General features: G+C 29.1%; 9 protein-coding genes. 7 read left to right on the top strand and 2 right to left on the bottom strand.

The window, feature by feature from the left end:
* Both QM495_RS10300 and QM495_RS10295 read right to left on the bottom strand, forming a co-directional pair.
* A partial coding sequence (locus QM495_RS10300) for a hypothetical protein (RefSeq protein WP_408672023.1) occupies positions 1-2825 on the bottom strand: 2825 nt, incomplete at its 3' end.
* A 32-nt stretch (positions 2826-2857) separates the two neighbouring features.
* On the bottom strand, positions 2858-3406 hold the full coding sequence (locus QM495_RS10295; RefSeq protein ID WP_408672022.1) for a hypothetical protein: 549 nt from the start codon (positions 3404-3406) through the stop codon (positions 2858-2860).
* A 452-nt stretch (positions 3407-3858) separates the two neighbouring features.
* Here QM495_RS10295 and lpdA point away from each other — a divergent pair, with 452 nt between their 5' ends.
* From lpdA to QM495_RS10260, 7 genes are all read left to right on the top strand, one after another.
* Complete coding sequence (gene lpdA / locus QM495_RS10290; protein WP_408672021.1) at positions 3859-5259, top strand: dihydrolipoyl dehydrogenase; 1401 nt, start codon at positions 3859-3861, stop codon at positions 5257-5259.
* A gap of 137 nt (positions 5260-5396) precedes the next feature.
* Complete coding sequence (locus QM495_RS10285) at positions 5397-6695, top strand: anthranilate synthase component I family protein (RefSeq protein WP_408672020.1); 1299 nt, start codon at positions 5397-5399, stop codon at positions 6693-6695.
* 20 nt (positions 6696-6715) lie between these two features.
* The gene (tilS, locus tag QM495_RS10280) at positions 6716-8065 is read left to right on the top strand and encodes a tRNA lysidine(34) synthetase TilS (RefSeq protein ID WP_408672019.1); all 1350 of its coding nucleotides are present in this window, start codon (positions 6716-6718) and stop codon (positions 8063-8065) included.
* 99 nt (positions 8066-8164) lie between these two features.
* The gene (locus QM495_RS10275) at positions 8165-10753 is read left to right on the top strand and encodes a phosphoenolpyruvate carboxylase (RefSeq protein WP_408672018.1); all 2589 of its coding nucleotides are present in this window, start codon (positions 8165-8167) and stop codon (positions 10751-10753) included.
* A gap of 2 nt (positions 10754-10755) precedes the next feature.
* Positions 10756-11271: a DinB family protein gene (locus QM495_RS10270; protein WP_408672017.1), complete on the top strand. Its 516-nt coding sequence runs from the start codon at positions 10756-10758 to the stop codon at positions 11269-11271.
* 138 nt (positions 11272-11409) lie between these two features.
* Positions 11410-13800 carry a penicillin acylase family protein gene (locus tag QM495_RS10265; RefSeq protein WP_408672016.1) on the top strand — a complete coding sequence of 797 codons (2391 nt, stop codon included), beginning with the start codon at positions 11410-11412 and terminating at the stop codon, positions 13798-13800.
* The gene (locus QM495_RS10260; RefSeq protein WP_408672015.1) at positions 13793-14827 is read left to right on the top strand and encodes a LacI family DNA-binding transcriptional regulator; all 1035 of its coding nucleotides are present in this window, start codon (positions 13793-13795) and stop codon (positions 14825-14827) included. Before QM495_RS10265 ends, QM495_RS10260 begins: the two co-directional genes overlap by 8 nt.
* Positions 14828-14832: the final 5 nt, after the last annotated feature.

The following is a 14832-nucleotide window of genomic DNA, read 5'->3' as shown; positions in this document are numbered from 1 at the left end:
ACTGTTACTATCGATGTGTCTGCATCTGTACATGGCAATGTTGCGCCTACTGTATAAGTATAAACCAATCCTACATTTGTCCAACTTCCTCCTGCATCTGGTGCATCTCCTAAAGCGTTGTATAAAACTGATTCATTTGGAATAGTTCCTTCACATAGTGTTAAAGTTCCATTTGTACCTGCGTATGGCGCAATACCAACTGATACAACTAAAGCAACTCTTTCACTTTCACACTTATTTTCACTTGTTTGCGTAACATAATACGTTGTCTCTCCAACTATTGAAGTATTAGGTGTTGGAGCAGTAGAATTTCCAATTCCCCCTATAGAATTTGTATACCATAATAAATTATCTCCATTAGCTATTAATGGAATAGATACGCTATTTTGACAATATTCAATATTATTAGTTGTTGGAGGTATAGATTCTTCTAAAATACTAATTGTAAACTCATAGTAACAAATAGTTACTCCTGGAGGTATTGCAAAATAAGTCCCACTACTAAATGGAAATGGATTTGATTCTGTATATTCTATAGAAGTATTTGTTATTGGATATTCATTGTAAAAACGACTTCCAACAGGAAATTCACCTTGAACATTTGAAATAGGTATAGAACTTGCCGAACTATTACATACATAAAAATCTCTTATTGGAGTATAACTCGCACAATGTAAATTTACATAATCTTCAGAATCAATAACCACAATAAGCGGTGTTGGAATTTTTTCACCTTCACAAACACCTTCAACTACATAACCTTGAAATATTGCTTCATCAAATTGAATTCCTGAAGTAACTCCTTCTCCACTAATAATTCCGTTTAATGGAATAATTGTTCCACAACTTGAATTAACCAATAAAGCACAATCTGTAGTTGCTAGTAATTTAAAAGTAAGCGAACCTAAAATATCATTTGCATTTGCAGGGACTGGTAAAGTTCCAATATCCCAAACAATAGATCCTGTTGCTCCACCTGCTGGAGCTGGAACATATACTGGAGCTGAATTGGAAACTAATGGTGCATTTTCTGTATATATTATACTTGAAGGTATATATGTTGATGTGAATGGTATTGGTATTGAAATTAAAGTATTTGTAATTTCTTCAGTACCAATATTTTTTAATTCTAACGTATATTCTATTTCTCCTCCTGGTAAAACTGTTAAGTTTGTTGGGTTTGAAATATTATTTATTGCACTTACATTAATAATACCTTCTGGTTCAGGAACATACGCGTCAACAGAAAAAGTAGTATTGAAAATTATATATGTATCCTGAGTAGTACCATACTTAAACTTTGTTGAAGTTTGATTATTCGTGATTATTTCATTGTTTGGATTATCAATATTAAACATTCTAATATCTAACCCTGTATTATTTAATAAGTTTGGATTTCTAAAGTTACCACCTGTTTCAATTGATGAGCTAAAAAAGTTATTTGTATCACCAGTAGCATTTTCAAGTGTTAAATAACTACCATCTATTTGTTTTTGAATTTGAAAATAATCTCCTTCAATTCCTCGATCTCCTTCACCAGATATAACTCCTAGTTTAAAGTTTACATCTCCAAATTGTTTTGTGTTTATACCGTTTACTGGAATTTCATAATTAGCTGTACAGCTACCACAAACATAAGCGTAACCATCAAAAACTGTGATATCTCTCCAACCCATTTTTGAGTTTTCATAAACAACAACCATTCCCCAACCACCGTAGTAACCAGTTCCCCCACCATCACCTTCAACTAATGCCATATCTGCAACAAAATATTCTCCAATACCGTTTTGCTTCACATAATCTGTAATATCTGCATACCCAGCATACATTCTTCCATAATCGGTACCTGGAAAATTAATTTCAGATGAGCCACTTATGCTATTAGCTGTAATTGGAGTATAATTACTAGAACTTGGCCCTTTAAGTAATAACTTTGTTTTATCAAAAGTTTTAGTAACTGAAGTAGTTTCTGGTACAGTTTCAAAATAAGTAATATTGACATAAGCCTTTGCATCTTTGTCTTTTGAATCTTCACCCTTTCTTTTTAACCTAGTTACTTCAAGTGTATAATTTGAATCCGAAAATATTACATATGGTGAATTTAAGTAGGCATTATCACTACCAATATTATCACCAGAAACCGTATCATCTAATAAAATTGTTTCTGACCCATCATTTACGGAAACATGTAAAGTTTGATCTCCATCATTATGTCTATAAATAAATTCAACCTTATCATCAGATGCAATAGAAGACACAAAAGTATAAGTTATAATTCTATTATCTTCATCTCCTGACCTACTAATAGCTAAACTATAATTAGTGTTCGGAATGGAGTTATTGTCTTTAATTTCAACATTAGAATCCGTAACCTCTTCAGTAATTGTATTTCCAGTTAAAAATTCTTTTGTTACATCAAATATATTAGTTGTACCTGCTCTACCCGACCAATAGAGGCCCGCATATATAATATTTGAACATCCAGGTAGTGCTCCATTTTCTGTAGAAAAAGTTAATGTAGAAGAAGATGAATTCCATGTAGAATCATCACCATCAATATCTACATATTTCATATCATTTGCATTCGTGCCATTATCACTGTAATTGACAAGTGTTAAATTTGTATTACCAATCATTGCAAAATCACCTTTTACAGTATATTGTGTTTGATTTGGTGGTGTTGTTAAACTTGAACTTCTTGGATTAAAATCCTTAACTACCTGACTAAAGCTATTTAAACTTATTCCAACAATAAACAATAAGCTTAAAAAGCTTTTAAATGTGTTGTTGTTTTTGATATACGTAGAAATGTAATTTTTTTTCATGTCTTAAATTTTTTTGATGACCTTTAACTAATTTATGATGGATTGCTTACCATATAAAAAATAGTAACCTTGGGATCTACATTTAAAATAAATGAACTAATATCATTTGCAGTACAATCAAAATTACATTGTATAAAAATGTATTTTAAATTGTCAAATCCTTCAATACTTGAAAAATCAAAGCGATTGTTAATTTCGTTTTGATTTTTAAGTTTTATTGTTAATAACTCTACTTTATTTATAAGTGTATTGTTTTCTTTAAGAATATTTAAAGAATATGAATTTTCGTATTTTAAAATTAATGGAGCAACATCTCCTGTAACTTGTTTAACCTTATTATAGTCAACATAAATTGTAGGTTTTAAACCTTTCTTTAACGTAAAAAAACCTTGTTTAACATCTACATTAGATTTGATAAATGTAGAACTCTTTGTCGCTATTTTTGATGAACTCTGTTGAAAATCTTCTTCAAAAAGCTGATAAACATTAAGACTTTGTGCGGATATTTGGCTTATACCTAACAATATAAAAAAACCAATTATTACATATTTATTTGAAGTAAATACAGCTATATTTTTCATAATTTTTTAAATTTAATCCAACTTAAAAGTTTAGATAATGATTTAGTCTAATTTATAATTAGCCATTGAATTCATTAACAAATGAAATCAACGCTATTAAATGTTATCAATTATCAATACTATAGGTACTGGTAAATGTGGGGTCATATATAAATGAGTCATGTGGGGAACATTTTCTCTATTCGTATACAAATATACTATAGGAACTCCTTAAACTACTGAAAACCAGTAGTTTTTTTAAAAAAATTTAACAAATGGATAGGATTTATACATAAATTACATATTCAAACAAATAAAATTAACTAATTATATGATTTTTATCATTCAATTCATTTCCTTTTCAAATTTCATACTCAAAGCTTTAATTTATATTGATTATAAATAAAACGTAATTCTTTTACTTAGAGCTGAATAAAAATTCTATTTTTGTGATTTAATTTTATAATTTTAATATGAAAACGTACGATGTAGCCATTATTGGCTCAGGACCAGGAGGATATGTTGCTGCCATTAGATGTGCGCAATTGGGGTTAAAAACTGCAATTATTGAAAAATACAATACGCTTGGAGGAACTTGCCTAAACGTAGGTTGCATTCCTTCAAAAGCATTGTTAGATTCATCTCATCATTATCATGATGCTTCTAAACATTTTATTACTCACGGAATTGATATCACCGGATTGGAAGTGAACTTTAAACAAATGATTGCTCGTAAAAACGAAGTGGTGGCACAAACATCAGGCGGTATTAATTATTTAATGGATAAAAACAATATTGAGCTATTTGAAGGCGTTGGAAGTTTTACGGATGCAACTCATATTACAATTACAAAAGCTGATGGAACTTCTTCAGAAATTGAAACTCGTAAAACAATTATTGCTACAGGTTCAAAACCAGCAACACTCCCTTTTATTGATTTAGATAAAAAAAGAGTAATTACCTCAACTGAAGCACTAAATTTAACCGAAATTCCAAAACATTTAATTGTAATTGGCGGTGGCGTAATTGGGTTAGAGTTAGGCTCCGTTTATAAAAGGTTAGGTGCTAACGTTTCAGTAATTGAATTTATGCCAACAATTACTCCAGGAATGGATACTATGCTTTCTAAAGAATTACAAAAAACATTAAAAAAGCAAGGTATTAAGTTTTATACTAGCCATAAAGTAACTTCCGTGAAAAATAATGGAACAGAAGTTACTGTCACTGCTGAAGATAAAAAAGGAAATCTGGTTGAGTTTAAAGGAGATTACACATTAATTTCAGTTGGAAGAAAACCTTATACTGAAGGATTAGGTTTAGAAACTGTTGGTATTAAAGTTACTAAACGTGGTCAAATTGAAACCAACGAACAACTGCAAACCAATGTATCAAATATTTATGCTATAGGCGATGTTGTTAAAGGTGCAATGTTAGCTCACAAAGCTGAAGAAGAAGGAACCATGGTTGCCGAATTGATTGCTGGTCAAAAACCACATATTAATTACAATTTAATTCCTGGTGTAATTTACACGTGGCCTGAAGTTGCAACTGTTGGTAAAACCGAAGCACAATTAAAAGACGCTGGAGTAAATTATAAATCTGGAACTTTTGCAATGCGCGCTTTGGGTAGAGCAAGAGCAAGTATGGATTTAGATGGACAAATAAAAGTATTAGCCGATGCTAAAACGGATGAAATTTTAGGCGTTCATATGATTGGGGCTAGAGCTGCTGATATGATTGCTGAAGCTGTTATTGCAATGGAATTTAGAGCTTCATCTGAAGATATTGCACGTTCATCTCACGCACATCCTACATTTACTGAAGCTTTTAAAGAAGCTTGTTTGGCTGTAAATGATAGAGCAATTCATAGTTAAAAACAAATCCCGTCATGCTGAACTATATTCAGCATCTACCCAATAATAGTAAGATCTTGAAATAAATTTAAGATGACATAAATTATAAAATAAAAAAGTCCTTTCTTATTTGAAGGGACTTTTTTATTTTTGTCACAATGCAACGAACAAGTATTAAAATTCAGATTGGCAACATTTCTGAATTTAAAACGCAACTTTTACAATGGGCACAACAGTTTAAAACTGCTGTTTGGTTAGATAGCAATAACTACCATCAAAAACATTCTAGTTTTGATGCCATACTTGCCGTTGATACTATTTCGAAAATTGAAACTAATTACACAAATGCTTTTCAGCAATTAAAAGAATACCAAACTACCGTAAACGATTACATTTTCGGATATTTAGGCTACGATTTAAAAAACGATGTTGAGAAATTAACTTCCTCTAATCTTGATAGATTATCTTTTCCTGATTTATTCTTTTTTCAACCTAAAAAATTATTCTTTTTTAAAAAAAACACCCTTGAAATTAAGTATTTAAACAATTTTAAAAATGAAATTAAAACTGATTTAAACGATATAAAATCAGCTAAAAAATCAACATCTAAAACTACCAATAACATTAAAATAAAACTTCGAATTCATAAAGATGAATATTATCAAAAATTGAATTCTGTACTCAATCACATTCACAGAGGTGATATTTATGAAGCTAACTTTTGTCAAGAATTTTATAGTAAAAACTCCACTATAAATCCAATCGAAGTGTACCAAAATTTAAACGAAATCTCAAAACCACCTTTTGCTACATTTTTAAAGCTGGATGATAAATTTTTATTATCTGCTTCACCTGAACGGTATTTAAAAAAAGATGGTGAAACAGTTATATCACAACCCATAAAAGGAACTGAAAAAAGAGCAGATACTGAAGAAGAAGATTTAAAATTAATTTCAGAATTAGAAAAGAATCCAAAAGAACGTGCAGAGAATATTATGATTGTAGACTTGGTTCGCAACGATTTATCTAAATCTGCAATTAAAGGTTCTGTAAAAGTTGATGAGCTATGTAAAGTCTATACGTTTGAACAAGTGCACCAATTAATTTCAACCGTTTCTTGCAAAGTTTTAGAAAAAATTCATCCCGTTGATATTATAAAAAATACGTTTCCAATGGGAAGTATGACCGGTGCTCCAAAAATTTCAGCACTTAAAATTATGGAGAAATTAGAAGAAACAAAACGCGGTTTATATTCTGGTGCAGTTGGTTATTTTACACCAAATGGAAATTTTGATTTTAACGTAATTATACGAAGTATTTTATACAACGCTACAAAAAAATATGTTTCTTATTCGGTTGGTGGAGCAATTACAGCGCAATCAATTCCAGAAAAAGAGTATGAAGAATGCTTGTTAAAAGCAAAAGCAATGAAACACGTATTATTAAACACTAAATAAGTATATTTACCTTAATTTTTATGAAAGCTAAATTAGAAAAACATGTCAATCAAAATTTATCGTTTTTAAACGGTAAAAAACTATTGATTGCAATTTCTGGAGGAATTGATAGTATTGTTTTAACACATTTATTTTATAAATTAAACTTTACTATTTCATTGGCTCATTGTAATTTTTCATTAAGAGGTAAAGAAAGTAATAAAGACGAAATTTTTGTAAAAGAATTAGGGGAGAAACTACAAGTACCAACATTTACCATTCAATTTGAAACCAAAAAATACGCTACTGAAAATGGAATTTCAACCCAAATGGCAGCGCGTGATTTACGCTACAATTGGTTTGATAAAATTCGTTTAGAAAATAATATAGATTATATTATTACAGCGCATCAAAAAGATGATGTTATTGAAACATTTATTATTAATTTAACTCGTGGAACTGGCTTAGATGGTTTAACTGGAATTCCTGAAGTTAATGAAACAATTGTGCGACCAATGCTTCCTTTTGATAGAAATGATATTTTAATTTATGCTACAAAAAACAAATTACAATGGCGTGAAGACCAAAGTAATTCTTCTATAAAATATGTTCGTAATAAAATTAGACACAAAATTGTTCCAGTTCTTAAAGAATTGAATCCAAACTTATTAGATTCATTTCAAAACACCATTGATAATTTAAAAGGAAGTCAGCAAATTGTAAAAGACAGCGTTGAAAACATGCTACAAAAAGTAAGTACAATTAAAGGAAATGAAGTGTACTTTGATATTTTAGCATTAAAAAAATTAAACAATCCTAAAGTATATTTATACCAATTTTTAAATGAATATGGGTTTTCCGAGTGGAATGATGTTTGTAATTTGCTAGATGCACAAAGTGGTAAATTTGTACTTAGTAAAACACACAGGTTACTTAAAAATAGAGATACTTTAATTTTAACCAATCTATCAAATATAGAAGAATCAGAAGTATTTGAAATCAAAGAAAATACAACTAAAATTAAACATCCAATAAAATTAAAATTTGAAAAAATTGATATTCCTTTTGATGCTAAAAATCATCAAAATAAAGTGTTTAACGAATTAATTTTTGATGATAATAGCGCTATTTCTATTGATTATGATAAAATTACATTTCCTTTAACCATTAGAAAATGGCAAAAAGGTGATTACTTTTATCCAATTGGTTTACAAGGAAAAAAGAAAATAAGTAAGTTTTTTAAAGATGAAAAAATGTCGCTTTCAGAAAAAGAAAACACATGGCTCTTATGTTCAAAAAATGATATTGTTTGGGTAATAGGAAAACGATTAGACGATCGATTTAAAGTTTCAAAATATTCATCTAAAATTCTTAAAATAAGACGTAACTAGGCATTTTTATTCTTTTCAAAAAACGATTTCGTTAATTTAGCTTTGTAATAACACTATTTAAATAAACCTTTTGTAATTTTCTTTTTTTAATTTTAAAATATGCACAAACAACCAAAACAAACTAGGTTTAATGAAAATGTATTAGCCAAATACCAAATTTACAATAGTATTTTTATGACACTTCCGTTTGATACTATTGGTAAAACTGGTGTATTATTACCCCTATTTCATGAGGTTTGTAAAAACGGATTTTCAAACAAACTTAACCCTACAGAAATAGTTGAAAATTTCTTTAAAACCTATCAAGAAAATCCTTCGGAAAAAGAAAAAATAAATTTACTATTTCAATTTATTCAATATATAGAACGTCAAGTAGTTTTATTTGACGCTATTGAAGATGCAGCTTTTCCAATTGTAAATAATATGGATGGTGTTGGTACTTTACGAAATAGTAAAGAAACTGCAATTATTGAAAATAAAAAAGAAGCCTTAAAAAAGCATCTAGAAAATTTTAAAGTTCGTGTGGTGTTAACCGCTCATCCTACACAATTTTATCCAGGTGCTGTTTTAGGAATTATTACCGATTTAACAGAAGCAATACAAAATAACGACTTACTTTTAATAAATCAGCTTTTAGCTCAACTAGGTAAAACTCCGTTTTTTAAACACGAAAAACCAACACCTTTTGATGAGGCTGTCCGTTTAATATGGTATTTAGAAAACGTATTTTATCATTCCATTTCACAGGTTTACAACTACATACAAAGTAATATTTTCGATGGTCAACAAATCAATAATGATATTATAAATTTAGGCTTTTGGCCAGGTGGCGATAGAGATGGGAATCCGTTTGTAACAACAGAAATAACCTTAAATGTTGCCAAACGATTAAAACAAACTATACTTAAAAGTTATTATAAAGATATTCGTTTATTAAAAAGGCGCTTAACTTTTAAAGGTGTTGAAGAAATTGTTTTTGAATTAGAAAACATGCTATTTGAAAATAGTGTAAATACAGCGTTTAAAACCATGCTCCCCCTTAAAGAATTTAAAAGTAAACTTCAACAAATAAAAGAGATCCTTATTTCTAAACATCAATCACTTTATGTTGAAGATATAAACGATTTAATAAATAAAGTACACCTATTTGGCTATCATTTTGCAACCTTAGATATTAGACAAGATAGCAGAGTACACCATACTGTTTTTTCAGAAATTGTAACTACACTACAAAAAAATGGTAGTCAATTATTTCCTAAAAATTATTTAGAACTTTCTGAGAATGAACAACTAAAAATTCTTTCTGAAGTAGAAGATACGGTAGATATTTCTATTTTCAAAAATGAAATAGTTTCTAAAACCTTAAGCTCCATACAAGCCATAAAAACCATCCAACAAAACAATGGTGAAAAAGGCGCTAACAGATATATTATTAGCAATAACCAAACAGCTGTAAACGTACTAGAAACTTTTGCAATGTTTAATTTATGCGGGTTTAAGCATCAAATAACTGCTGATATTATTCCACTTTTTGAAACGGTTAATGATTTAACCAATGCGGCAAGTGTTATGGAAAAATTATACACAAATAAAGCATATAGTAAACACCTTAAAAGTAGAAATAACAAACAAACTGTGATGCTTGGTTTTTCTGACGGAACAAAAGATGGTGGTTATTTAATGGCAAATTGGTCAATTTTTAGAGCTAAAGAAAATTTAACAAAAATTTCAAGAAAACACAATATAAAAGTTATCTTTTTTGATGGTCGTGGTGGTCCACCAGCTCGTGGTGGAGGTAAAACGCACCAGTTTTACGCATCACAAGGGCCAACTATTGAAGATGAAGAAATTCAATTAACCGTTCAAGGACAAACTATTAGTTCAAATTTTGGAACATTAGATTCTTCTCAATATAATATTGAACAGTTATTAAGTGCTGGTATTTCAAATGAACTATTTAGCAACACCAACAATATTATAACTAAAAGTGACGCTAAAATAATGGATGATTTAGCAAATACAAGTTATAAAGCTTACGTCGATTTTAAAAATCACCCAAAGTTTATGCCTTATTTAGAGCACATGAGTACGTTAAAATATTACGGGAAAACAAATATTGGAAGTCGCCCATCTAAACGCTCAAAATCTAAAGGGTTTATCTTTGCAGATTTACGTGCTATTCCTTTTGTAGGTTCTTGGAGCCAATTAAAACAAAATGTACCTGGTTTTTATGGTGTTGGTACTGCATTAAAAAAATATGAAGATAACGATGAATTTGAAAAAATAAAACAATTATATAACACCAACGATTTCTTTAAAACTTTAATAGGAAATAGTATGATGGCCTTATCAAAATCGTTTTTCAAATTAACTGAATATATGGCTAAAGATGAAGAATTTGGTGAGTTTTGGAAAATTATTCACCAAGAATATGAAACTTCAAAACGCTTAATTTTAAAACTCTCAGATTATACTGAGTTAATGCAAAGTAATAAAGTAGGAAAAGCATCCATTAACATTCGTGAAGATATTGTATTACCTTTATTAACAATACAACAGTTTGCTTTGCTTAAAATTCAAGAATTACAAAAAGAAGAAAATCCTAATCTAAAATTATTAAAAGTATATGAAAAAATGGTCACAAGATCATTGTTTGGAAATATAAACGCAAGTAGAAATTCAGCATAACTATGAATATAAATCAATTAAATGAAAACGAATACAATCCATATTTTAAATTCTATATTGAAAAAGTAGGAAATGCAGAGTTAATCGAAGTTTTAAAAACTTCTTTCAAAGAATTTTCAACAACTATTAAAAATCTACCAGAAGAAAAATTAATGTACCGTTATGCAAAAGGTAAATGGACAATTAAAGAACTGATACAACATTTGATTGACACAGAAAGGATTTTGAGCTATAGAGCTCTCCGTTTTTCAAGAAATGATGCCACAGAAATACAAGGTTTTGATGAAAATTGGTATGTAAATAATTCTAATGCAAACGATAGAAATATAATGGATATTCTAGAAGAATTTAACCATTTAAGAAAAACTAGTATTTCGTTATTTAAAAGTTTTTCAGATGAAATGCTTATTAATTTTGGAACTGCAGATAGAAATAAAATGAGTGTTAGAGCTTTAGGTTTTATAATTGCAGGGCATCAATTACATCACTTAAAAATAATTAAAGAACGGTATCTTTAATATTTCACTTCTAAAAAAAATAACAATAAATCCATAAAAATTAAAGAAGATTCAAATCTTAAATAATGCTTTTTATTACTATTTGTTATACCACATAAAATACTATCTTTGAAGTAACTAAGTAAAATCACTATTTTAATGCGTATTTTTAAAAAAATTTTAATCCTGCTTTTAGTTCTTCTTGTTCTAATTTTAATTGGCGGAACTGTATACTACAACAACTTAAAACCTTCATATTCTGGTAATATTTCTTTAAATGGAATTTCAAAAGAAACTTCAGTATACTTTGATGATTATGGCATTCCACATATTTATGCCGAAAGCGAAATAGATGCGATGACTGCTTTAGGTTATGTTCATGCACAAGACCGGCTTTGGCAAATGGAGTTAATGCGAAGAATAGCTCCAGGAAGATTATCTGAGATTTTTGGCGAAAAAATGTTGAAGAATGATCAGTTTTTTGTGAGTTTAGGTATTGAAGAAGCATCAAAAAAATCAATTGACAACTTAGATAAAAACAGTGAAGTTTACAAATTAGCTACTGCTTATTTAAATGGTGTAAATCAATTTATTGATAACGGTCCCACTCCTATTGAATTTACACTTATCGGTACTGATAAAGAACATTTCCAATTAAACGACATTTATAATATTTTGGGTTATATGTCTTTCAGTTTTGCTATGGCACAAAAAACTGATCCTTTTTTAAGTGTAATTAAAGAAAAACTTGATGATAATTATTTAAAAGAGTTAGGTATTGATATAAACCCAAAAACTACTTTAATAAAAAACGCAAGACCTACTGTAAAAAGTTTAAAAAAATTAGTTTCTAGCGCTCAAACAATTTTAAACAACTCCCCAATCCCTCCATTTATTGGAAGTAACAGTTGGGTTATTTCTCCAAAAAAAACTAGCACAGGAAATGTTATTTTTGCAAACGATCCTCATATTGGCTTTGCTCAACCTGCAGTTTGGTATGAAGCACATATTTCAACACCAAATTATGAATTATACGGATATCATTTAGCTGGAGTTCCATTTCCATTATTAGGTCACAATAGAAATTATGCCTATGGTTTAACAATGTTTGAAAACGATGACATAGACTTTTATAAAGAAGAAAATCATCCAACAGATACCAACAAGTATAAAACACCAAATGGTTATGAAGATTACAAGATAATAACAAAAACCATCAAAGTAAAAAATGCTGAAAATGTAACCATTCAAGTTAGAAGCACACGCCATGGGCCAATTATGAATGATGCAATTGATGCAATTTCACAATCAGAGCCAATTGCTATGTCATGGATTTTTACACAATTTGAAGGGAAAATGTTAAAAGCACTCTACACCATCTCAAGAGCAAAAGAAATGAGTGATGTTAAAAAAGGAGCTTCTATGATTTACGCCCCAGGGTTAAATTTAATGTATGGAGATGCAAAAGGAAATATTGCTTGGTGGGCAACTGGTAAATTATATAAGCACAAACCACATGTAAACACTAAATTTATTTTAGACGGTGCTTCTGGTGAAGATGACCCAACTGAATATTTAAATTTCAGTCAAAATCCCATGGCCGAAAACCCTTCTTGGAATTATGTGTATTCAGCAAATAATCAACCAGATACTATTGCAAATATGTTATATCCTGGTTATTATTTATCAGAAGATAGAGCAAAACGCATTACCCAACTATTAGAGCCTAAAAATAATTGGAATAAAGAATCTGTAGCTAAAATGATTACCGATGTAACCTCTGCTGTTTCTCCAAGCATTATAAAAGAATTTACTTCAAGTATAAACTTTAACTCCTTCAATAAAAAGGAGCAAAAAGCAATTGAAATACTCCAACTTTGGGATGGATCAAATACTAAAGATGCTGTTGCACCAACTATTTACAATAAATTGGTTTACACTTATTTAAAAAACACTTTTAAAGATGAATTGGGTGAAAAATTATTTACGCAATTTTTAAGTACACATTTATCAAAAAGAGCAATTGCTAATCAAATTAAAAAAGATACTTCAATTTGGTGGGATAATGTAAATACATCAGATAAAATAGAACGTAAAAAAGATATATTATCTGCATCTTTAATTGAAACCGTAGCGTCATTAGAAAATCAACTTGGAAATGATATGATTACTTGGAAATGGGGTAAAGTTCAAACCTTAGAGCATCCTCATCCATTAGGTAGTATTCCTTCCTTAAGAACCTATTTTAATGTTGGGCCATTTCCAATAAATGGAGCAAGAGAAGTCATTAATAATAGAGGTTATGATTATAATAATACTGGATTATACAAAGTAAATGCCGGACCTTCAACTAGAAGAGTCATTGATTTTTCTGATGTTGAAAATAGTATTAGTATTTTACCAACAGGTGAATCTGGAAACCCATTTAGTAAACACTATAAAGATCAAGCCGAGATGTTTAATAATGGTGAGTTTAGAAAAATGAAATTAAATAAAAAAGAAATTATACGTGTTTCAACAAAATTAACTATTCAACCTAAAAATGAATAAAAGAATAACAATTAAGCAAATTGCTAAAGCATTATCTGTTTCTATTTCAACAGTTTCAAAAGCTTTAAATGACAGCTATGAAATTAGTAATGAAACGAAAAAAAAGATTCAAGATTATGCTAAACTACATAAATACAAACCAAACACATTAGCCTTAAGTTTACAAAACAAAAAGACCAAAACTATTGGTATAATTATACCTAATATTCTTAATTATTATTTTGCAAGAGTATTACGTGGTATAGAAAAAGTAACTACAGAAAGAGGCTACAATATTATTACTTGTATCACAAATGAATCTTATAAAAAAGAAGTAGATACTATTCAAATGCTATCTAATGGAACCATTGATGGGTTTATTGCTTGCCTCTCAAAAGAAACCCTAAAAAACAAAAATTTTGATCACTTTCATGATATTTTAGACGAAGGAACACCCTTAGTGCTTTACGATAGGGTACATAAAAATATAAATTGCGATAAAGTTGTTACCGACAATATAAAAAGTGCTTATAAAGCAACTCGTTTTTTAATGCGTTCTGAATGTAAAAACATAGCTATAATAACTACTTCAGAAGGTTTAAAAATAAATAAATTTAGAGTAAAAGGATATTTAAAAGCACTCACAAAATATGGTGTAATACCTAATGAAAATATTATAATTAGGCAAAAAAATGAAAAAGGGTTAAAAAAACGCATTAACGAAATGTTAGACACTCATAAAGTTGATGGTATTTTTACAATTGATGAAATTTCTGGAGCAATAGCAACTCAAGTATTAAATAAAAGAAATATTAAAATTCCTGAAAAAATTGCAATAATTGGATTTACAAATGGGATTTTATCAAGATATAGTACACCTCCGTTAACAAGTGTAAATCGTTTTGCACATACTACAGGTGAAGTTGCTGCTAATAGATTGATAGATAAAATTGAAGGAAATATTAATTTTGAAGATATTAAAACTGAAATTATAAGAACTGAATTAGTTGAAAGAGATTCAACAAAAAAGATGTTCGTTACGTTTTAAAAAAA

The sequence above is a fragment of the Lutibacter sp. genome, from assembly GCF_046055765.1.
In the GTDB taxonomy this organism is placed as follows: Bacteria; Bacteroidota; Bacteroidia; order Flavobacteriales; family Flavobacteriaceae; genus Lutibacter.
This window is presented reverse-complemented; position numbering and strand designations above follow the sequence as displayed.